Here is a 19909-nt window from a genome sequence, read left to right as displayed (position 1 = left end):
TTCTCTCGACGGTCTCAGTTCACAGCGGACGTCGCTTCGACATGACGCGGCAAGGTCACCCGAATACGGGTGCCGCGTTGGCTTTCGGTGTCAGCCGGGCTGTCGATGGTGATTTGTCCATAATGCTCTTCAACGATGGAATAGACCAGTGCAAGGCCCAGACCGGTACCTTCACCCGGGTCCTTGGTGGTGAAGAAAGGTTCGAACAATCGGTCCATGATGTTCTGTGGAATGCCGCTGCCTTCGTCTTCCACGATCAGGTCGACCGTGTGCTCGAAAGCCTCGCTCTTGACGCGTACCGCACTGTGCGGCGGGGAGGCGTCGCGGGCGTTGGACAGCAGGTTGATCAGGACCTGGGCCAGGCGTTGCGAGTCGCCATCGACCCAATGGTCCGGATCGCACAAGTTAAAGAACTGTACTTCGAAATTGCGCCGGTTCAAGGCCAGCAGCCCAATGGCGTCCTGCGCCACTTCGGCCAGGCACACCGCTTCGTCCTGATTCTGGTGGGCGCCGGAGTGGGCAAAGCTCATCAGTGACTGCACGATGCGCGACACGCGCTTGGTCTGCTCGAGGATTTGCCCGCTGATCTCGGTGATTTCACCGTCCTCCTCGCGTTCTTCGCGCAGGTTCTGCGCCAGGCAGGCGATGCCGGTGATCGGGTTGCCGATCTCGTGAGCCACGCCGGCGGCCAGGCGACCGATGCTGGCCAGGCGCTCGGAGTGCACCAGCTTGTCTTCGAGCATCTGCGTGTCGGTGAGGTCTTCGACCAGTAACACCAGGCCGCTGTTACCGGGGGCCAGGGGCTCGTCAATGGCGGCCTTGTGCAGGTTCAGCCAACGGGTCTGGCCGTCGAGCGCCAGGTGCTGTTTGTGCAAATGCTCGTCGGGCAGGTTGATAAAACCCTGCAACAATTCTTTCCAGGGATCGCCCAGGGTATTGAGGCGAGAGCCGACCACGCGTTGCGCGGCAATACCGGTGAGCTCTTCCATGGCCTTGTTCCACATCAGGATTTCCTGGTCCTTGGCCAGGGAACACACGCCCATCGGCAGTTCCTGCAGGGTCTGGCGGTGATAACGGCGCAGGGCATCGAGCTCGGCGGCCAGGCCGGTGAGGCGCGAGTGGTAGTCCTCGAGCCGGCTTTCGATGAAGTGGATGTCTTCGGTCACGTAGTTCTCGCCGCCCGCCTTGTAGGGCAGGAAGGTTTCCACCATGTCCTGGGACACGCTGGGGCCCATCAACCCCGACAGGTTGGCTTCGATACGGTCACGCAAACGCCGCAGGGCATAGGGGCGGCGCTCGTCGAACGGCAGGTACAAATCGCGCAAGGCCTGCTCGACTTCCTTTTGCGCGGCCTTGGCGCCGAGTGGCTTGGCCAGTTGCGTGGCGAATTCCTGGGGCGAGGCCGCATGCAGCTCGCGGCGTTGCGGGCGGCGCACGTTGTCCACCGCGCAGGCTTCGGCGGCGCTGATTTCTTCGGGGCTGGCATTGGTGAACAGCGAGATCAGCGTGAACATCAGCACGTTGGCGGCCAGCGAGGCGATTGCGGCCATGTGCCAGCTGGTGTCGTCCAGCACGTAAATCATGTTCAGCAAGGGGATATAGAACCCCTGCAGGTTGCCGACCAGCGGTAGCAGCATGGTGACCAGCCACACCAGGATGCCCGCCAGCAACCCGGCGATGAAGCCTCGGCGGTTGGCGGTGGGCCAGTACAGCACCGACAGCACGCCCGGCAGGAACTGCAAGGTGGCGACAAAGGCCACGATGCCGAGGTTGGCCAGGTCCTGTCCGGCGCCCAGCAGCAGGTAAAAGGCGTAGCCGGCCATGATGATCGCGACGATCAGCGCGCGACGCGTCCACTTCAACCAGCGGTAGATATTGCCTTCGGCCGGTGGCTGGTACAGCGGCAGCACCAGATGGTTAAGCGCCATGCCGGAGAGGGCCAGCGTGGTGACAATGATCAGGCCGCTGGCCGCGGACAAACCGCCGACGTACGCCAGCAGCGCCAGGGCCGGGCTGTTGGCCGCGATACCGATGCCGAGGGTGAAATACTCGGGGTTGGTGGTGGCCCCCAGTTTCAGGCCGGCCCAGAGGATCAGCGGCACCGCCAGGCTCATCAACAGCAGGAACAGGGGCAAACCCCAGCTGGCGCTGACCAGCGAGCGTGGATTGAGGTTCTCGGTGAAGGTCATGTGGTACATGTGCGGCATCACGATCGCCGACGCGAAGAACACCAGCAGCAGCGTTCGCCATGGGCCCTCCTGCAGCGGCGTGTGCAGCGCGGCCAGGGCGGTCTGGTTTTGCAGCAACCACAATTCCAACTGTTGCGGGCCGTCGAACACGCCGTAAAGCGCGTAAAGGCCGACACCGCCGATGGCAATCAATTTGATGACCGACTCGAAGGCAATCGCGAACACCAGGCCTTGGTGTTTTTCGCGGGTGGCGATATGGCGTGAGCCGAAAAAAATCGTGAACAGGCTGATCAAGGCGCAGAAGGCCAGGGCAACGCGATGTTGCACGGGCTCGCGGGTCAGGATGCTGATGGAGTCGGCCACCGCCTGGATCTGCAGGGCCAGCAACGGCAGCACGCCGATCAACATGAAGATCGTGGTGAGCGCACCGGCCCAGGTGCTGCGAAAGCGAAAGGCAAACAGGTCCGCCAGGGAGGACAACTGATAGGTACGGGTGATTTTCAGGATCGGGTACAGCAGCACCGGTGCCAGCAGGAACGCACCGGACACCCCGAGGTAGCTGGAAAGGAACCCGTAGCCGTATTGATAGGCCAGGCCCACCGTACCGTAGAACGCCCAGGCGCTGGCGTACACGCCCAGGGACAAGGTGTAGGTCAAGGGATGGCGAATGATCGCCCGCGGAATCATTCCGCGCTCACTGATCCAGGCGACGCCGAACAACGCCGCCAGGTAGGCGGCGCTGATCAGCAGCATCTGGGTGAGGCTAAAGCTCATCGGCATCTTTTTGGCTCTGCAGGATGAAAGTCACGACGATCAGGATCAGCCACAGCAGATAAGGCCGGTACCAGGCGCCCGTGGCGTCGATCCACCAGTCCATGATGGCGGGGGAAAACAGGTAGATCCCGACGACCAGCAGCAGGACCAATCGATAGATGTACATGTTGGCCTCTGATTAAAAAACTGCGGCGATGGTAACGGATGCCCGGCAAGCTGCAAGCGCCTTCAGCGCAATTGCGCCTCGGCCAGCGTGAGTGTGCGCGGGATCAGTGTGGCATCCCACTGCTGGATGCCCCAATCCAGCAATTCCCTGGGGCTCGCGTAAAGCAGTTCATCGCCGGCCGGCTGACCGAGGGCGCGCAGTGCTCTGAGCAGCAACGGCGTGGCCTGGTCCGCGGTCAGCGGTGGCGAGCGGTACGACTTGCCCAGTTTGTTACCGTCCGGCTGGACGATCAGCGGCACATGCAGGTAGCGCGGCTGGCGCAGGCCGAGCAGTTCCTGCAGGTAGAGCTGGCGTGGCGTGGAGTCGAGCAGGTCGGCGCCGCGCACGATGTCGGTAACCCCTTGCCAGGCGTCATCCAGGACCACGGCCAATTGGTAGGCGTACAGGCCGTCGCGGCGGCGGATGATGAAGTCGCCCGCATCACGCCCCAGGTGCTGTCGGAATGAGCCCTGTACCCGGTCGGTGAAATGATATTCAAGCTCGGGTACGCGCAGACGGATAGCGGCATCTTGCTGGTCGTGGCCGGCGTTGCGGCAGAGTCCGGGGTAAATCCCGTTGTAGGGCTCCAGCTGCTTGCGCGAGCAGGTGCAGGCGTAGGCCAGGCCGTGGTTGAACAAATCGTTCAGTACCTTGGCGTAGGCCTCGTGCCGCTCGCTTTGCCGGAGCAGTTCGCCGTCCCACTCAAAGCCATAGCGCTCAAGGGCATGCAGGATTGCCGCCTGGGCGCCGGGTTCTTCCCGGGGCGGATCGAGGTCTTCCATGCGCATCAGCCAGCGCCCCTGGTTGGCGCGGGCGTCGAGGTAGGAGGCGAGGGCGGCGACCAGGGAGCCGAAGTGCAAATGGCCGCTGGGCGTGGGGGCGAAACGCCCGATGTAGGTAGAGGCAGTCATGGGCCGGATACTACTGGAAAATCGGTAAACGCCAGACACAAAAATGGGGCGTTCGCACGCCCCATTCCTTCAGCTCGGCAGGTATTACTTGCCGACCTGTTTTTCCTTGATTTCGGCCAAGGTCTTGCAGTCTACACAGAGGTCCGCGGTAGGGCGGGCTTCCAGGCGACGAATACCAATCTCGACGCCGCAGGATTCGCACCAGCCGTATTCTTCGTCTTTGATCAGTTGCAGGGTCTTGTCGATCTTCTTGATCAACTTGCGCTCGCGATCGCGGGCGCGCAGTTCGAGGGCGAACTCTTCTTCCTGGCTCGCACGGTCGGCCGGGTCAGGGAAGTTGGCTGCTTCGTCCTTCATGTGGTCAACGGTACGGTCAACCTCCTGCATCAAGTCCTGTTTCCACTTGTTCAGGATCTTGGTGAAGTGCAAGCGCATGGGCTCGCCCATGTACTCCTCACCTTTCTTCTCTACGTAAGGTTCGAAGCCGCTGATGCTTTGCTTTTCTTGGGTGGACATGAATAGACCGCCTCTCACTCTTCTAATCCATTGCGCAGGATTGCAACGTCACCGACACCTGCCGGCCCTGCGGCTGCAAGCGGGCGAACTTACCAGATAGATTCGGGGTGCGCCACTCCCGGTTGTCGAGCCTGTCGCGCCGGGGTTGCAAACTGCAGGGCCCCGTCGTGGCTGGGTATGTCTTGTCTCGAATGTTGATTTTAGTCGTTTTGCCGGCGCTTGCCCGTACCGTCAAGTCGGTAGGGCAGGCAATAGAGCATGTTTTAACGCCAGGGTTCGGTAGAATCCGGATTTTGTCCTCACCGTCTAAGGAAGGCTAATGGCTCAGCCCTACAGTGCGCGCAGTCGCGCCATCGAACCTTTTCATGTCATGGCGTTACTGGCGCGGGCCAATGAGCTGCAATCAGCCGGCCGCGACGTGATCCATCTGGAAATCGGCGAGCCGGACTTTACCACTGCCGAACCGATTATCCAGGCTGGCCAGGCGGCCCTGGCCAACGGCAAGACGCGCTACACCGCCGCCCGTGGGCTGCCCGAGTTGCGTGACGCGATCAGCGGTTTCTACCAGCAGCGCTATGGGTTGAACATTGATCCGCAGCGCATTCTGATCACGCCCGGTGGCTCCGGCGCGTTGTTACTCGCCACCAGCCTGCTGGTGGATCCGGGCAAGCACTGGCTGTTGGCGGATCCAGGCTACCCCTGCAACCGGCATTTTTTGCGCCTGGTGGAGGGCGCGGCGCAGTTGGTGCCGGTGGGGCCACAGGTGCGTTACCAATTGACCGCCGAGCTGGTGGCCGAACACTGGAACCAGGACAGCGTGGGCGCGCTGGTTGCCTCCCCGGCCAACCCTACCGGGACGATGCTCACTCGGGACGAACTGGCCGGGCTGTCGAGTGCCGTCAAGGCGCGTGACGGCCACTTGGTGGTGGACGAGATCTATCACGGCCTCACCTACGGCGCAGACGCCGCGAGCGTGCTGGAAGTCGATGACGATGCTTTTGTCCTGAATAGTTTTTCGAAGTATTTCGGCATGACCGGCTGGCGCCTTGGCTGGCTGGTGGCACCCCCTGAAGCAGTGGGTGAATTGGAGAAGCTGGCGCAGAACCTCTACATCAGTGCGCCGAGCATGGCCCAGCATGCGGCCCTGGCCTGTTTCAGCGCGCAAACCCTGAGCATTCTGGAAGAGCGTCGCGCCGAATTCGGCCGACGTCGTGACTTCCTGCTGCCGGCCCTGCGCGAGTTGGGCTTCAGGATCGCGGTGGAACCGGAAGGAGCGTTCTATCTTTATGCCGATATCAGCGCGTTCGGCGGTGATGCCTTCGCGTTCTGCCGGCATTTCCTGGAAACAGAATATGTGGCGTTTACCCCCGGGCTGGACTTCGGGCGTTATCAGGCGGGTCATCACGTGCGGTTTGCCTACACGCAAAACCTTGATCGACTACAGGAAGCGGTGGAGCGGATTGCCCGTGGCTTGCGGAGCTGGCAAGGCTGATGCGTTTTCATCCTCCTCTCGAAGAAGGGCGGCTGATCCGCCGCTACAAGCGCTTTCTCACCGATATCGAAACTGTCACCGGCGAGTTGCTCACCATCCACTGTCCGAACACCGGTTCGATGCTTAATTGCATGGTCGAAGGTGGCCAGGTCTGGTTCAGCCGTTCCGCCGACCCCAAGCGCAAGTTGCCGGGCACCTGGGAAATCGCCGAAACGCCCCAGGGCCGACTGGCGTGCGTCAACACGGCACGCGCCAATCAGTTGGTCGAGGAGGCATTGCTTGCAGGCGTCATCACTGAGCTCAATGGTTTCACTGCGTTGAAGCGAGAGGTGCCTTACGGTCAGGAAAAAAGCCGGATCGATTTTCGCCTGGACTACCCCCAAGGGGCGGCGTTTGTCGAGGTTAAAAGTGTCACATTGGGCTTTGATGGCAGCTCTGTGGCGGCATTCCCTGATGCGGTGACCCAGCGCGGCGCCAAGCACCTGCGGGAGCTGGCTTACTTGGCGCGTGAAGGTGTGCGGGCGGTGCAGTTGTATTGCGTCAACCTCTCGGGGATCGATGCGGTACGCCCGGCGGTGGAAATTGATGCGGGTTATGCCGCTGCGTTGCGTGAGGCCAAGGCGGCTGGGGTCGAGGTGCTGGCGTACGGTGTGCGGGTCACGCCTGGAGAGATCTACGTCGAGCGGCCGTTGAAGGTGCTGTTGGGTGACTAGAGCTCCACCCACAGGCCCTGTTCATCTTCGCGACCGGGCAGCGCGGTGAGGCTTTGGCCCGCGCAGGGGCCGGCGATGCATTCGCCGCTTTCGATCAGGAACAGCGCCCCGTGGGTGGCGCATTGAATCAGGCTGGCGCTTGAATCGAGGAAGCGGTGCGGTTGCCATTCCAGCGGGATGCCGCGATGGGGGCAACGGTTGAGATAGACGTAGGCAACTCCTTCGCGCCTCACGGCCAACAGTTTGCAGCCGTCGATATCAAAACCGAGGCTGCTATCGGGTGCAAGGGCCTCGGAGGGGCAGAGAAACTTCATTTCAGTCCTTAAGTGCCTTGACGTTCAAATGCAAACAATTATCAAATGCTGCTTCGCCCGTCAGCTGATCGGGTGCTCAATACGATGCGGGACAGGGTGTATCTGTCACATTGACGAGTGCTTGAGCGGCCCTGCCTTAAAGGAAACCCTGTTATGCGCTTGAGTGCCAGCGTTATTGCGCTTGTTGCCGGATTGCTGGTCAGCCACGCGGCCCAAGCCCTGGAGCTGCCGCAACGCTGGGTCAGCGCCGGTGGTGCGTTATCGGAATGGGTGACGGCATTAGGGGGCGAGTCGAAACTGGTCGGCGTGGACACGACAAGCCAGCATCCGGCGTCACTCAAGGCATTGCCAAGCATCGGTTATCAGCGCCAATTGTCGGCCGAAGGCATTCTCAGCCTGCGCCCACAGCTGCTGGTGGGCACTGAGGAGATGGGCCCACCGCCAGTGCTGGCGCAAATCCGCAGCGCCGGGGTGCAGGTAGAAATGTTCTCGGCACAGCCGGATTTGGCGAGCCTGAAAACCAACCTGGCGCATTTGGGTAAGCTGCTGGACAGCGAGGCCAGGGCCAGCCAATTGTTCAGCGGCTATGAGCAGTCTCTGGACCGACAGAAAGCCTGGGTGGCCAAGGCCCAGGTGACGCAAAAAGCACCGGGCGTGTTGCTGTTGCTCGGGCACGCCGGCGGCAAGCCGTTGATCGCCGGTCAGGACACCGCCGCTGACTGGATAGTGCAGCAGGCCGGCGGCCATAACCTGGCGACTCACAGTGGTTACAAACTGTTCTCGGTGGAGTCGCTGGCCGGGTTGAGTCCCGATGTGCTGGTATTTGCTGATCGAGCACTCAGCGGTGAAGCGGCCCGTGTGGCGTTGTTCAAGGAAAATCCTATCCTCGCGTCCACGCCAGCGGCCAAGAGCGGCCGGGTGATTGAGTTGGACCCGACGCTGCTGGTGGGCGGGCTCGGGCCACGCTTGCCGCAGAGCCTGGCGCAGTTGTCGGCCGGGTTTTACCCGTCCAGCGCGCAACCCGCCCCATGACGACATTGGTTAAACCGAAAACGCTGTTTATCGGGCTGGCGCTGTTGTCTCTGGTAGCGATCTGGCTCTCATTGGCCCTGGGCCCGGTCAGCCTGCCGTTGTTCGACACACTCAGGGCCGCATTGCGATTGATAGGGGTGCCGATCAGTGCCCAAGGGCTCGAACAGGCCGAGTTGATCCTGGGGCAGATTCGTTTGCCGCGCACGTTACTGGGCCTGGCCGTCGGGGGTGTGCTCGCATTGTCGGGCGTGGCGATGCAGGGGTTGTTTCGCAACCCGCTGGCTGATCCTGGCTTGGTGGGTGTGTCCAGTGGCGCGGCATTGGGGGCTGCGGTGGCCATTGTCGCAGGCTCGTTTTTTGGCGGGTTGCCGGACGCATTCGGGCCGTATCTATTATCGATCTGCGCGTTTCTGGGCGGCCTGGGCGTCACCGCGCTGGTGTATCGATTGGGACGGCGCAACGGCCAGACCAACGTCGCGACGATGCTGCTTGCCGGCATTGCGCTGACGGCGCTCGCCGGTTCCACGGTGGGGCTGTTTACCTACCTGGCAGACGACGCCACCTTGCGTACCCTGACATTCTGGAACCTGGGCAGCCTCAACGGTGCCAGCTATTCGCGATTATGGCCGTTGCTGCTGGTCAGTGCGGGCGTGGCGCTGTGGCTGCCGCGCCGAGCGAAGGCCTTGAATGCGCTGTTGCTGGGTGAGTCCGAGGCCAGTCATCTGGGTATCGATGTTGAAAAGCTCAAGCGTGAACTGGTGTTCTGTACGGCGTTGGGCGTCGGCGCAGCGGTGGCTGCGGCGGGCATGATCGGCTTTGTCGGATTGGTGGTGCCGCATCTGGTGCGGTTGCTGGCAGGGCCGGATCACCGGGTGTTGCTGCCGGCTTCGGTGCTGGCGGGCGCGAGTTTGCTGCTGTTTGCCGATCTGGTGGCGCGCCTGGCGTTGGCGCCGGCGGAATTGCCGATCGGTATCGTCACCGCGTTTATCGGCGCGCCTTTTTTTCTCTATTTATTGTTGCGGGGGCGCGCCTGATGCTGCGGGTGGAAGCGTTGCACATCCGTCGCGCAGGCAAGACCGTGTTGGCGGAGGTGACCCTGGACCTGCTGCCGGGCCAAGTGCTGGGCGTATTGGGCCCCAACGGTGCGGGTAAAAGCACCTTGTTGAGTGCGCTGTGCGGTGAATTGTTGCCTGATCAGGGCAAAGTCTGGCTGGGTGCGCAGGAATTGAAGCGTTTGAGCGGCGCGCAACGCGCTCAACGCCTGGCAGTCCTGCCCCAGACCTCCACCCTGGATTTCGCTTTCCGTGTCGAGGAAGTGGTAGGCATGGGACGTTTGCCCCATCAGACCGGTCGCGTACGTGATGAGGAGATTATCCGCGCGGCGCTGCATGCGGCAGATGCAGGGCACCTGAGCGGGCGCAGTTACCTGGCCTTGTCGGGCGGGGAGCGTCAACGGGTGCACCTGGCTCGTGTATTGGCGCAATTATGGCCGGGCGAGGCGGGGCAGACGTTGTTGCTGGATGAACCGACGTCGATGCTCGATCCGTTGCACCAGCATACGACCCTGCAGGCGATCCGCAGTTTTGCCGATCGTGGCGCGGCGGTGCTGGTGATCCTGCATGACCTGAACCTGGCTGCGCGTTACTGTGACCGTATCCTGTTGCTGGACGGCGGACGCCCGCATGCCCTGGACACACCGGCACAGGTGCTGCGACCCGAGCCGCTCAAGGCGGTGTTTGGTCTGGATGTGTTGGTGCAGTCGCATCCGGAGCGTGGTCATCCGTTGATCATTGCGCGCTGAGCCCAGCTTTTTACAGGCAAAAAAAGACCCGGCAAGAGCCGGGTCAAATAACCGTGATTAGCCTGATGAGGAGATAATCTGAGAGTCCGAACCAATGGTCTTTCAGTTATCGGCTGATCTCGCGACCAGTTGTGATAATCATAACGATTCTCATTTGAGAGTCAACAATTGTTTTATCCATTCCCGTATTTTTCTCCAACTGCCCTTCCGCAGACCTAAATCTTCTTGCGCGTCGAGAGCGCATCGAACTGACGGTTCAGCGCTTCTTTGCGTTCTGCGGGAATGTCGTTCCAATGCACATCCATCAATGCGCCTTCAATGGCATACAGCAGGACTTTCGATGCTCGGAACCCGCGAGTGCGCACGGCGCGGTAAGCATCGACCGCCCCCAGGCGGCGTAAGTCGGATGCGCTGTGGATGCCCACCGCATGCAGCCATTGCGCCGACGTCTTGCCAAGATTTTTCAGGTGCTGCAGCTCATCGTTCATCAAGCCTCCTTGCGACGGCCGAAGGGTGCGGTGGGTATCGTGACCAGGCAAGCCTGAAAATGAGTGTAGCGCTCAGTAGGAAAAGTGTGATTTTTTGCTCGGGAACGGCTCAAAAGCTTATAAGAACGCCGCCATATCTCAGGCAGGGTAAAGCGCCCGGCACGCCTGTCGCGCGGCCGGGAGCCGAAGTCTTGAGGTTATTTGGTGCGGTAACGCAGGCGTGTGCCGAAATTGACCGACATCAGGATCTCGTCAGCCGTCAGGTCGGAGGAGAAGTAAGTGCCGGAAATCTGCGCGTGGGCCAGGCTGGCGCCTTCCAGTGAACACTCACGTAAATCCAGCCCGCGCAGGTCGGCGGAGCGGAAGTAGGCGTCGGTGAAGTCGATACCTGCGGTGTTCAGTTCGCGCAGGTCCAACCCTCGGAAGTCGCCGCCACGCATGTCGATAACCCCGTCACCGGGGCGTTCCTGATTGAAGCCGCGGATGTCGTCCTTGTGCAGGAGCGCGTAGAGCGGGGTATCAAGTAGCTTGGGATGACTCATGACGGCGACTCCTGTTGGTATTATGGCGCCATTATAGTGCCACTATCGCAGAGTCGTGCGCCAACGTGGCGACACGACCAAGAAATATTTCTTACAGGCCGGGCAAGCGCTGACGAATATGCGCAACCAACGCATCGAACGTCCCGCTTTCGTTGGTCTCGACGCGCTTGCTCAACAGCAGCTCCTGCGCTGTCAGCGGGTCACGATTGGCTTGCTGCTGTTCGATAACCACCAACGTTGCGTCGGACGGATCGTTTTTATCTGCCTGACGTTGTGCCAGCCAACTGGCGATGACGGCCTGGGGCGCATTGCAATCCAGAATCAGGAACGGAGCCCCGGTGGCTTCGGCAACCCGGGCCGCCGCGTCGCGTTGTTCGCGTTTGAGGAAGGTGGCATCCAGCACCACCGGGAAACCGGCGCGAAGCACGGTGTCGGCAATTTCGTTCAGCCGCGTGTACGTTGCAGCACTGGCGTCATGGTTATAGATGCCGGCCTGCGGTGTATTTTCCACAGGCTGCTCGCCAAACAGGCGCTTGCGCTCCACGTCCGAGCGCAGGCGAACAGCGCCTAATGCCTCGACCAGGCGCAGGGCGACATGGCTTTTGCCCACGGCCGAAACACCATGGGTGATTGCCAGGAAGCGCGAAGGAATCGTGCTGTAGCTTTCAGCCAGATTGGCGTAGTTGCGGTACTGGCGCAGGGTGGTGGCGCGTTGCACCGGGTCGGCTTCGCTCGGCATGCTGAACAGCGCAACTTTGGCCCGGACCAGAGCGCGATACGCCTTGTAGAAATTGAGCAACTCCAGGCCCTGATAATCGCCGGTCAGCTCCAGGTACTGGCTGATAAATCGTCGCGCCAGGCATTTGAGGCCACGGTCTTCCAGGTCCATCGCCAGGAACGCGGTGTCGGCATACACGTCGGTAAAGCGGAACGGCTCGTTGAACTCGATGCAGTCGAAGATCACCACATGGCCGTCGATCAGCGTGGCGTTGCCCAGGTGAATGTCACCATGGCATTCGCGGGTGAAGCCATTGAGCTTGCGCTGTTGCAGCAGCGGCTTGAGGCGTTCGAAGCTGCTTTCGGCCCAGGCTTGCAGGGCTTCCAGTTGAGTCAGGTCGGCCTTGTCACTGAGGAATGGGCGGATCTGTTCGAAGTTCTGGCGTACCGGTGCCATCACTTCATCCGGGGTGCCGGCGGGGTGTTCCTGTGGGACTTTGGGGGCGTTGATGTGGAAGTGCGCAATCTGCCTGGCCATTTCGTCAATGTGCGCGCTGGTCAGTTCGCCGTTGGCTTGCAAGGTGCTCAGCATCTGGCTCTGCGGGAACTGGCGCATTTTCAGCGCGTATTCGATGACCGGGCCGTCGCCAGCCAGTTGCGGTGCGTCGGCAGTGCCGGTAATTGGCAACACTTCAAGATACAAATCTTCGGTCAGGCGCTGGTTGAGGCGCAGTTCTTCGTTGCAGAAGTGGCCGCGTTTTTCCAGATCGGTGAAGTCCAGGAACCCGAAGTTCATCGGTTTCTTCAATTTATAAGCGTAAGGACCGGTCAGGATTACCCAGGAAATATGGGTTTCAATAACGTGAAATGCTTCCACCGGATGCGGGTACAACGCCGGGTTTTGCAGGGCTGCGATCAGGGACTGGCTCACGGGCGATCCTTCAAAGTCTGGGAGAAATCATGGCAGGCATTATGGCCGCTACGGGCGGTCGTGCAAACCGCTGTCCGGCTCATGTTGATCATCAATAAAGTGCGTATAATCCGCCGCCATGACTCGAACCCGATCTCCCCGTTCCCGTAAAAAACCTCCTTCGCGCAGCCTGCGCCCGTGGCTGGGCTGGGCGCTCAAGCTCGGCCTGGTTGGCCTTGTGGCGCTCGCCGGCGTTGCGGTGTATCTCGACGCCGTGGTCCAGGAGAAGTTCTCCGGCAAGCGCTGGACCATCCCGGCCAAGGTGTATGCACGCCCGCTGGAATTGTTCGCCGGCCAGAAACTGAGCAAGGACGACTTCCTCACCGAACTCGATGCGCTGGGCTATCGACGCGAACCCGTGAGCAACGGCCCGGGCGCGGCGGCGGTCAGTGGCAATACCGTCGACCTGAACACCCGTGGCTTCCAGTTCTACGAAGGCCTGGAAAAAGCCCAGCCGGTACGCGTGCGCTTTTCCGGCGATTACGTGGCCGAGCTGTCGTCGCTCAACGGCGCCAAGCTGCCGGTCGTGCGTCTCGAACCGCTGATGATTGGCGGCATCTACCCGAAGAACCTTGAAGACCGCATCCTGATCAAGCTCGATCAGGCGCCTCCGTATCTGCTGGAAACCCTGGTCGCTGTCGAAGACCGCGACTTCTATAGCCACTGGGGCGTTTCGCCGAAGTCGATTGCCCGCGCGGTTTGGGTCAATACCTCCGGCGGCAGGATGACCCAGGGCGGGAGTACGCTCACCCAGCAGTTGGTGAAAAACTTCTACCTGACCAACGAGCGCAGCCTGACGCGCAAACTCACCGAAGCCATGATGGCCATGCTTCTGGAGTTGCATTACAGCAAGCAGGAAATCCTCGAGGCGTACCTCAACGAGGTCTTCGTCGGCCAGGATGGTCAGCGCGCGGTGCATGGTTTCGGCCTGGCCAGCCAGTTTTTCTTCGGGCAACCGCTGTCCGAATTGAAATTGCATCAGGTTGCCTTGCTGGTGGGGATGGTGAAGGGGCCGTCCTATTACAACCCGCGGCGCAACCCGGAGCGTGCGCTTGAGCGCCGTAACCTGGTGCTCGATGTTCTGGAACAGCAGGGCGTTGCCACTGCCGAACAGGTCGCTGCGGCGAAGAAAATGCCGCTGGGCGTCACCACCCGCGGCAAGCTGGCGGACAGCTCGTTCCCCGGCTTTATCGACCTGGTCAAACGTCAGTTGCGCGAAGACTACCGCGACGAAGACTTGACCGAAGAAGGCCTGCGCATCTTCACCAGCTTTGACCCTATTCTGCAGATGAAGGCCGAGGCGTCGGTCAATGACACCTTCAAACGCCTGACCGGCCGTAAAGGCTCTGATGAGGTCGAGGCCGCCATGGTCGTGACTAACCCGGAAACCGGTGAAGTCCAGGCCATGATCGGCAGCCGTCAGGCCAGTTTCGCCGGTTTCAACCGTGCCCTGGATGCCGTGCGGCCGATCGGTTCGCTGGTCAAGCCGGCGGTTTACCTGACCGCCCTGGAAAAGCCGAGCAAGTACACGCTCACCAGTTGGCTGTCGGACGATCCGCTGTCGATCAAAGGCGCCGATGGCCAGGTGTGGACGCCGAAGAACTTCGACCGCCGCTCCCACGGCACCGTGTTCCTGTATCAGGGGCTCGCGCATTCCTACAATATCTCGACATCGCGCCTGGGACTTGAGGTCGGTGTGCCGAATGTGCTGAAGACACTGGCGCGATTGGGCATAGAACGGGAGTTCCCGGCGTTCCCGTCAATGCTGCTGGGGGCGGCAGCCATGAGTCCGATGGAAGTGGCCACCATGTACCAGACCCTGGCCAACGGTGGATTCAATACCCCGATGCGCGGTATTCGCAGTGTGCTGACCGCCGAGGGCGAACCGCTCAAGCGCTACCCGTTCCAGATCCAGCAGCGTTTCGACGCGGGGTCCATCTACCTGATCCAGAACGCCATGCAACGCGTGATGCGTGAAGGTACCGGGCGCTCGGTCTACAGCGTGCTGCCGTCGAACCTGACGCTGGCGGGCAAGACCGGCACCAGTAACGACTCGCGCGACAGTTGGTTCGCAGGTTTCGGCCAGGACGTACTGGCCGTGGTGTGGCTGGGCCGTGACGACAATGGCAAGACGCCGTTCACCGGTGCGACCGGTGCGCTGCAGGTCTGGACCAGCTTCATGCGTAAAGCTGACCCGTTGCCGCTCAACATGCCGCAGCCGGACAATATCGTGCAGGCCTGGATTGATCCGCACACAGGCCAGGGTTCGGATGCCAACTGCCCGGGGGCGGTGCAGATGCCGTATATTCGCGGCAGCGAGCCACCACCCGGTGCCGCCTGCGGGGGCAGTGCCCCGGCTGATGCGGAGTCGGTGATGGATTGGGTCAAGGGCTGGATGAATTAAGCAAAGAGGGTTTCAAGTGAACAAGTTGTGGATTCCAGCGATTACAGTTCTGGCTTTGCTCGGCGGTTGCTCCAGCGTGCAACGCGGCTCTATTCCGGTGGTGGACGCGAGTACGGGCGTCTCCAATAGCGAGCGGATTTCGGCCAAGGGCGGGTTTCGTCAAACCGTGACCAACCGTCCGGCGCAGGCCAAGCCGCAGGCAATGCCGCAGGACTCGGGCGTGGTGGTGATGGTACCCGGCAGTGGTGCTGCTACCGCAGCACCGATCAGCGCCGAGCCCTGGACTCCAGGGCCAAGCGCTTCGGGTCCGGTCGATGCCACGCCGATCCAGACCTCGCCGGTCAACCAGGGCACGTACAACATGCCGTCGACGCCGAGCGGCATTCCTTCGTCATCCAGTGCGGGCGGCCTGTCCGCTGACGAGCAACTGGACGGCCCTGTATTGGCGCTGCTCACCACCGCTCAGCAACAGCAGGCCGGTGGCGACCTCAATGGCGCTTCGTCGAGCCTGGAGCGTGCCCAGCGCGTTGCGCCTCGCGAACCGCAAGTGCTCTATCGCCTGGCCCAGGTGCGCATGGCCCAGGGGGATGCACCGCAAGCCGAGCAGTTCGCTCGCCGCGGTTTGAGCATGGCCAACGGTCGTCCGGACCTGCAAGCCAGCCTGTGGGCGCTGATCGGCGACGCGCGTGCCGCCCAGGGTGACGCCGCCGGCGCTGCCCAGGCTCGGGCGAAAGCCAAGGTCAGCCTCTGATGGATGAACGTTTTCCGGCGATTGCCGAACAGTTGTTGCTGATCGAGCGAGAGCTGCGCGTGCAGGGCTGGTGGGATGAAGTGCCCCCCAGCGCCGAAGCGCTCGGCAGCGTCGAGCCGTTTTCGGTCGATACACTGGATTTCCACCAGTGGCTGCAATGGATTTTCCTGGTCCGTATGAAGCAGATCCTCGAACAGGACCTGCCTTTGCCCAATGCTTCCGGGATTCTGGAGATGGCCGAGATGGTCTATGCCGACCGTCCTCGGGAGAGCCTTGGCTTGCGCAATGCGCTGAAAAAGTTCGACCAATTGATCGCTGGCGCTCGTTAATTGCCTGACTGCCGGTTTTTCCGGCAGTCTTGCGCATATTTCTACCGCTTGACGACATTCAGGCGAGTTTTATCCCTCCTCAAAGCCCTTTCTCCTGCGTTCTCATGCGCTTAGTTGGAAAAAAGCGCAATTATTGCTTGACTTGAAGGGCCTGAAACAGAAGAATCCAAAGTCCGCTGTATCGGGACTGCCAGAAGCAGGCCCGCTCAGCAGATCATGAGGCGCACATCCGCGCCGACCTGTAACACCCGCAACGCGTTACCTCGCGCTGGGTGGGAAAAGCCCGCAACACTTGGGACGATCCCAATACTTGCTCAGTCAGTGCTGACGTAGTCGGCGACCACCGTCGCTCATGCTCTGTTGAGAAGTAAACCTATTAAGACCCGTCGGTTTTTAACGGACGGTATTCTGGCGTTTTAGAGGTGAACAACGTGGAGCTTTTATCTGGCGGTGAGATGCTCGTCCGCTTTTTGCGTGACGAAGGCGTCGACTATATCTACGGGTACCCAGGTGGTGCTCTGCTGCATGTCTACGACGCACTGTTCAAGGAACCGGCTGTTACCCACATCCTGGTTCGCCACGAGCAGGCCGCGACCCATATGGCTGACGGCTACGCCCGTGCCACCGGTAAAGCCGGCGTGGTACTGGTAACGTCCGGCCCGGGCGCAACCAATGCCATAACCGGCATCGCGACTGCCTATATGGACTCCATTCCGATGGTGATCATTTCCGGCCAGGTCGCCAGCACCATGGTCGGCACCGACGCGTTCCAGGAAACCGACATGATCGGTATCTCCCGGCCGATCGTGAAACACAGCTTCATGATCAAGCACGCGTCGGAAATTCCGGAAGTCATGAAAAAGGCGTTCTACCTCGCACAATCCGGTCGCCCGGGTCCTGTCGTGGTGGATATTCCCAAGGACATGACCAACCCGGCCGAGAAATTCGAATACATCTTCCCGAAGAAAGCCAAGCTGCGCTCCTACAGCCCGGCCGTGCGCGGGCACTCGGGGCAAATCCGCAAGGCGGCCGAAATGCTCCTGGCGGCCAAGCGCCCTGTGCTGTACTCCGGTGGTGGCGTGATTCTGGGGGGCGGTTCCGCGCCGCTGACCGAATTGGCCAAGCTGCTCAACCTGCCGGTGACCAATACCTTGATGGGCCTTGGCGCATTCCCGGGTTCGGACCGTCAGTTCGTCGGCATGCTCGGCATGCACGGCAGCTACACCGCCAACCTGACCATGCACCACGCCGATGTGATCCTGGCCGTGGGCGCACGCTTCGATGACCGCGTGATCAACGGCGCGAGCAAGTTTTGCCCGAATGCCAAGATCATCCATATCGACATCGACCCGGCGTCCATTTCCAAGACCATCAAGGCGGACGTGCCGATCGTGGGGCCTGTTGAAAGCGTCTTGACTGAAATGGTCGCTGCGCTCAAGGACATCGGCGAAACGCCGAACAAGGAGTCCGTTGCCAGCTGGTGGAAGCAGATCGACGAATGGCGTGGCGACCGCGGCCTGTTCCCTTACGACAAGGGCGACGGCAGCATCATCAAGCCCCAAACCGTGATCGAGACCCTGTGCGAAGTGACCAAGGGCGATGCCTTTGTGACCTCCGACGTGGGCCAGCACCAGATGTTCGCCGCGCAGTACTACACATTCGACAAGCCTAACCGTTGGATCAACTCCGGTGGCCTGGGCACGATGGGCTTTGGTTTCCCTGCGGCCATGGGTGTGAAACTGAGCTTTCCGGAGGCTGACGTTGCCTGTGTCACCGGTGAAGGCAGTATCCAGATGAACATCCAGGAACTGTCGACGTGCCTGCAGTACGGTCTTCCCGTGAAGATCGTCTGCCTGAACAACGGCGTGCTGGGCATGGTTCGTCAGTGGCAGGACATGAGCTACGGCAGCCGTCACTCCCATTCCTACATGGAATCGTTGCCCGATTTCGTCAAATTGGTTGAAGCCTATGGCCACGTCGGCATGCGCATCACCGATTTGAAAGATCTGAAGCCGAAGATGGAAGAGGCGTTCGCCATGAAGGATCGCCTGGTGTTCATCGATATTCAGGTGGATACCAGCGAGCACGTCTACCCGATGCAGATCAAAGACGGCTCTATGCGCGACATGTGGCTGAACAAGACGGAGCGTACTTAATCATGCGGCACATTATCTCCCTGCTTCTGGAGAACGAACCCGGCGCTCTGTCCCGTGTTGTCGGCCTGTTTTCGCAACGCAACTACAACATCGAAAACCTGACCGTGGCCCCAACCGAAGACCCGACCCTGTCGCGCCTGACGTTGACCACCGTGGGCCACGATGAGGTGATCGAGCAGATCACCAAGAACCTCAACAAGCTGATCGAAGTGGTCAAGCTGGTCGACCTGTCGGAAAGTGCCCACATCGAGCGCGAGCTGATGTTGGTCAAGGTCAAGGCCACGGGCGCCCAGCGTGCCGAGATCAAGCGCACTACCGATATTTATCGCGGGCAGATCGTCGATGTGAGCGCCAGCGTTTATACCGTTCAACTGACCGGTACAAGCGACAAGCTGGACAGCTTCATCCAGTCGATCGGGACGGCCTCGATTCTGGAAACCGTACGCAGTGGTGTCACCGGGATTGCCCGTGGCGACAAAGTACTCAGCATCTAACCCAATTAGCGAATGGCCTTACGGCCTGGATATATAGAGGAACCTCATGAAAGTTTATTACGATAAAGATTGTGACCTGTCGATCATCCAGGGCAAGAAAGTCGCCATCATCGGTTACGGCTCCCAGGGCCATGCTCAAGCGTGCAACCTGAAAGATTCCGGCGTTGACGTGACCGTTGGCCTGCGCAAAGGCTCGGCTACCGTTGCCAAGGCTGAAGCCCACGGCCTGAAAGTGACTGACGTGGCTTCCGCCGTTGCGGCCGCCGACCTGGTCATGATCCTGACCCCGGACGAATTCCAGTCCGCGCTGTACAAGAATGAAATCGAGCCGAACATCAAGAAGGGCGCCACCCTGGCCTTCTCCCACGGCTTCGCGATCCACTACAACCAGGTTGTACCGCGCGCTGACCTCGACGTGATCATGATCGCGCCAAAGGCTCCAGGCCACACCGTACGTTCCGAGTTCGTCAAGGGCGGCGGTATTCCTGACCTGATCGCGATCTACCAGGACGCTTCGGGCAACGCCAAGAACGTTGCGCTGTCCTACGCGGCCGGTGTTGGCGGCGGTCGTACCGGCATCATCGAAACCACTTTCAAGGACGAGACCGAAACCGACCTGTTCGGCGAACAAGCCGTACTGTGCGGTGGTACCGTTGAACTGGTGAAAGCCGGTTTCGAAACCCTGGTTGAAGCGGGCTACGCGCCGGAAATGGCCTACTTCGAATGCCTGCACGAACTGAAGCTGATCGTTGACCTCATGTACGAGGGCGGTATCGCCAACATGAACTACTCGATCTCCAACAACGCCGAATACGGCGAGTACGTGACCGGCCCGGAAGTGATCAACGCCGAATCCCGTCAGGCCATGCGCAACGCCCTGAAACGTATTCAGGACGGCGAATACGCCAAAATGTTCATCAGCGAAGGCGCCACCGGCTACCCTTCGATGACCGCCAAGCGTCGTAACAACGCCGCCCACGGTATCGAAGTCATCGGCGAGCAACTGCGCTCCATGATGCCGTGGATCGGTGCCAACAAGATCGTCGACAAAGCCAAGAACTAAGTCGTACGTATCAAGGGAAAACGCGGCTTAGGCCGCGTTTTTTCGTTT

General features: G+C 60.8%; 19 protein-coding genes. 11 read left to right on the top strand and 8 right to left on the bottom strand.

Annotated features, from left to right (window positions below; genetic code table 11):
- Positions 1-14: 14 nt before the first annotated feature.
- From BOP93_RS22835 to dksA, 4 genes are all read right to left on the bottom strand, one after another.
- Complete coding sequence (locus BOP93_RS22835) at positions 15-2969, bottom strand: sensor histidine kinase (RefSeq protein WP_162303221.1); 2955 nt, start codon at positions 2967-2969, stop codon at positions 15-17.
- Positions 2953-3129 (bottom strand): hypothetical protein, encoded by a 177-nt coding sequence (locus tag BOP93_RS22830; RefSeq protein WP_003176118.1) that lies wholly within the window; start codon positions 3127-3129, stop codon positions 2953-2955. Before BOP93_RS22830 ends, BOP93_RS22835 begins: the two co-directional genes overlap by 17 nt.
- A 62-nt stretch (positions 3130-3191) precedes the next feature.
- Positions 3192-4079, bottom strand: coding sequence for a tRNA glutamyl-Q(34) synthetase GluQRS (gene gluQRS / locus BOP93_RS22825; protein ID WP_104504757.1), 888 nt, complete (start codon positions 4077-4079; stop codon positions 3192-3194).
- A gap of 84 nt (positions 4080-4163) precedes the next feature.
- Positions 4164-4595 (bottom strand): RNA polymerase-binding protein DksA, encoded by a 432-nt coding sequence (gene dksA, locus BOP93_RS22820; protein ID WP_065883968.1) that lies wholly within the window; start codon positions 4593-4595, stop codon positions 4164-4166.
- 319 nt (positions 4596-4914) lie between these two features.
- Here dksA and BOP93_RS22815 point away from each other — a divergent pair, with 319 nt between their 5' ends.
- On the top strand, positions 4915-6087 hold the full coding sequence (locus BOP93_RS22815; protein WP_104504756.1) for a pyridoxal phosphate-dependent aminotransferase: 1173 nt from the start codon (positions 4915-4917) through the stop codon (positions 6085-6087).
- Positions 6087-6800 (top strand): DNA/RNA nuclease SfsA, encoded by a 714-nt coding sequence (gene sfsA / locus BOP93_RS22810; protein WP_104504755.1) that lies wholly within the window; start codon positions 6087-6089, stop codon positions 6798-6800. Before BOP93_RS22815 ends, sfsA begins: the two co-directional genes overlap by 1 nt.
- On the opposite strand, the gene BOP93_RS22805 is transcribed toward sfsA, so the two are convergent.
- Positions 6797-7114, bottom strand: coding sequence for a Rieske (2Fe-2S) protein (locus BOP93_RS22805; protein WP_104504754.1), 318 nt, complete (start codon positions 7112-7114; stop codon positions 6797-6799). The two genes, sfsA and BOP93_RS22805, sit on opposite strands and share 4 nt — an antisense overlap.
- 153 nt (positions 7115-7267) lie before the next feature.
- On the opposite strand from BOP93_RS22805, the gene BOP93_RS22800 reads away from it, so the two are divergent.
- The 3 genes from BOP93_RS22800 to BOP93_RS22790 are packed head-to-tail and all read left to right on the top strand — an operon-like array spanning position 7268 to position 9947.
- A complete protein-coding gene (locus BOP93_RS22800; protein WP_104504753.1) occupies positions 7268-8146 on the top strand; it encodes a heme/hemin ABC transporter substrate-binding protein in 879 nt (292 codons plus the stop codon).
- A 50-nt stretch (positions 8147-8196) separates the two neighbouring features.
- Complete coding sequence (locus tag BOP93_RS22795) at positions 8197-9180, top strand: FecCD family ABC transporter permease (protein WP_205885828.1); 984 nt, start codon at positions 8197-8199, stop codon at positions 9178-9180.
- On the top strand, positions 9180-9947 hold the full coding sequence (locus tag BOP93_RS22790) for a heme ABC transporter ATP-binding protein (protein WP_104504751.1): 768 nt from the start codon (positions 9180-9182) through the stop codon (positions 9945-9947). Before BOP93_RS22795 ends, BOP93_RS22790 begins: the two co-directional genes overlap by 1 nt.
- A 215-nt stretch (positions 9948-10162) precedes the next feature.
- Here BOP93_RS22790 and BOP93_RS22785 read toward each other — a convergent pair whose 3' ends face one another.
- From BOP93_RS22785 to BOP93_RS22775, 3 genes are all read right to left on the bottom strand, one after another.
- Positions 10163-10435: a TfoX/Sxy family protein gene (locus tag BOP93_RS22785; protein ID WP_065883985.1), complete on the bottom strand. Its 273-nt coding sequence runs from the start codon at positions 10433-10435 to the stop codon at positions 10163-10165.
- A gap of 197 nt (positions 10436-10632) precedes the next feature.
- Positions 10633-10977, bottom strand: coding sequence for a pentapeptide repeat-containing protein (locus tag BOP93_RS22780; RefSeq protein WP_065883988.1), 345 nt, complete (start codon positions 10975-10977; stop codon positions 10633-10635).
- Positions 10978-11068: 91 nt separating this feature from the next.
- Positions 11069-12625 (bottom strand): AAA family ATPase, encoded by a 1557-nt coding sequence (locus BOP93_RS22775; protein ID WP_104504750.1) that lies wholly within the window; start codon positions 12623-12625, stop codon positions 11069-11071.
- Between the two features lie 118 nt (positions 12626-12743).
- Between BOP93_RS22775 and mrcB the strand changes: the two genes are divergently transcribed.
- The 6 genes from mrcB to ilvC all read left to right on the top strand — a co-directional run bounded on the left by mrcB (position 12744) and on the right by ilvC (position 19861).
- On the top strand, positions 12744-15068 hold the full coding sequence (gene mrcB / locus BOP93_RS22770) for a penicillin-binding protein 1B (protein ID WP_065892291.1): 2325 nt from the start codon (positions 12744-12746) through the stop codon (positions 15066-15068).
- A 16-nt stretch (positions 15069-15084) separates the two neighbouring features.
- Positions 15085-15819, top strand: coding sequence for a tetratricopeptide repeat protein (locus tag BOP93_RS22765; protein ID WP_104504749.1), 735 nt, complete (start codon positions 15085-15087; stop codon positions 15817-15819).
- On the top strand, positions 15819-16148 hold the full coding sequence (locus BOP93_RS22760) for a YqcC family protein (RefSeq protein WP_104504748.1): 330 nt from the start codon (positions 15819-15821) through the stop codon (positions 16146-16148). The genes BOP93_RS22765 and BOP93_RS22760 overlap by 1 nt, the downstream gene beginning before the upstream one ends.
- A 431-nt stretch (positions 16149-16579) precedes the next feature.
- Positions 16580-18304: an acetolactate synthase 3 large subunit gene (locus BOP93_RS22755; protein ID WP_065884006.1), complete on the top strand. Its 1725-nt coding sequence runs from the start codon at positions 16580-16582 to the stop codon at positions 18302-18304.
- Between the two features lie 2 nt (positions 18305-18306).
- Positions 18307-18798, top strand: a complete 492-nt coding sequence (gene ilvN, locus BOP93_RS22750; RefSeq protein WP_104504747.1) for an acetolactate synthase small subunit — start codon at positions 18307-18309, stop codon at positions 18796-18798.
- Positions 18799-18844: 46 nt separating this feature from the next.
- Complete coding sequence (gene ilvC, locus BOP93_RS22745) at positions 18845-19861, top strand: ketol-acid reductoisomerase (RefSeq protein WP_003176099.1); 1017 nt, start codon at positions 18845-18847, stop codon at positions 19859-19861.
- The last annotated feature ends 48 nt before the right edge of the window (positions 19862-19909 follow it).

Origin of the sequence: Pseudomonas orientalis (assembly GCF_002934065.1) — a bacterium.
GTDB classification, from domain to species: domain Bacteria; phylum Pseudomonadota; class Gammaproteobacteria; order Pseudomonadales; family Pseudomonadaceae; genus Aquipseudomonas; species Aquipseudomonas orientalis_A.
This window is presented reverse-complemented; position numbering and strand designations above follow the sequence as displayed.

Coding starts and splice junctions, on each gene's coding strand:
- BOP93_RS22835 (WP_162303221.1), bottom strand. CDS start 2,969: ATGCCGATGAGCTTTAGCCTCACCCAGATGCTGCTGATCAGCGCCGCC.
- BOP93_RS22830 (WP_003176118.1), bottom strand. CDS start 3,129: ATGTACATCTATCGATTGGTCCTGCTGCTGGTCGTCGGGATCTACCTG.
- gluQRS (WP_104504757.1), bottom strand. CDS start 4,079: ATGACTGCCTCTACCTACATCGGGCGTTTCGCCCCCACGCCCAGCGGC.
- dksA (WP_065883968.1), bottom strand. CDS start 4,595: ATGTCCACCCAAGAAAAGCAAAGCATCAGCGGCTTCGAACCTTACGTA.
- BOP93_RS22815 (WP_104504756.1), top strand. CDS start 4,915: ATGGCTCAGCCCTACAGTGCGCGCAGTCGCGCCATCGAACCTTTTCAT.
- sfsA (WP_104504755.1), top strand. CDS start 6,087: ATGCGTTTTCATCCTCCTCTCGAAGAAGGGCGGCTGATCCGCCGCTAC.
- BOP93_RS22805 (WP_104504754.1), bottom strand. CDS start 7,114: ATGAAGTTTCTCTGCCCCTCCGAGGCCCTTGCACCCGATAGCAGCCTC.
- BOP93_RS22800 (WP_104504753.1), top strand. CDS start 7,268: ATGCGCTTGAGTGCCAGCGTTATTGCGCTTGTTGCCGGATTGCTGGTC.
- BOP93_RS22790 (WP_104504751.1), top strand. CDS start 9,180: ATGCTGCGGGTGGAAGCGTTGCACATCCGTCGCGCAGGCAAGACCGTG.
- BOP93_RS22785 (WP_065883985.1), bottom strand. CDS start 10,435: ATGAACGATGAGCTGCAGCACCTGAAAAATCTTGGCAAGACGTCGGCG.
- BOP93_RS22780 (WP_065883988.1), bottom strand. CDS start 10,977: ATGAGTCATCCCAAGCTACTTGATACCCCGCTCTACGCGCTCCTGCAC.
- mrcB (WP_065892291.1), top strand. CDS start 12,744: ATGACTCGAACCCGATCTCCCCGTTCCCGTAAAAAACCTCCTTCGCGC.
- BOP93_RS22760 (WP_104504748.1), top strand. CDS start 15,819: ATGGATGAACGTTTTCCGGCGATTGCCGAACAGTTGTTGCTGATCGAG.
- ilvN (WP_104504747.1), top strand. CDS start 18,307: ATGCGGCACATTATCTCCCTGCTTCTGGAGAACGAACCCGGCGCTCTG.
- ilvC (WP_003176099.1), top strand. CDS start 18,845: ATGAAAGTTTATTACGATAAAGATTGTGACCTGTCGATCATCCAGGGC.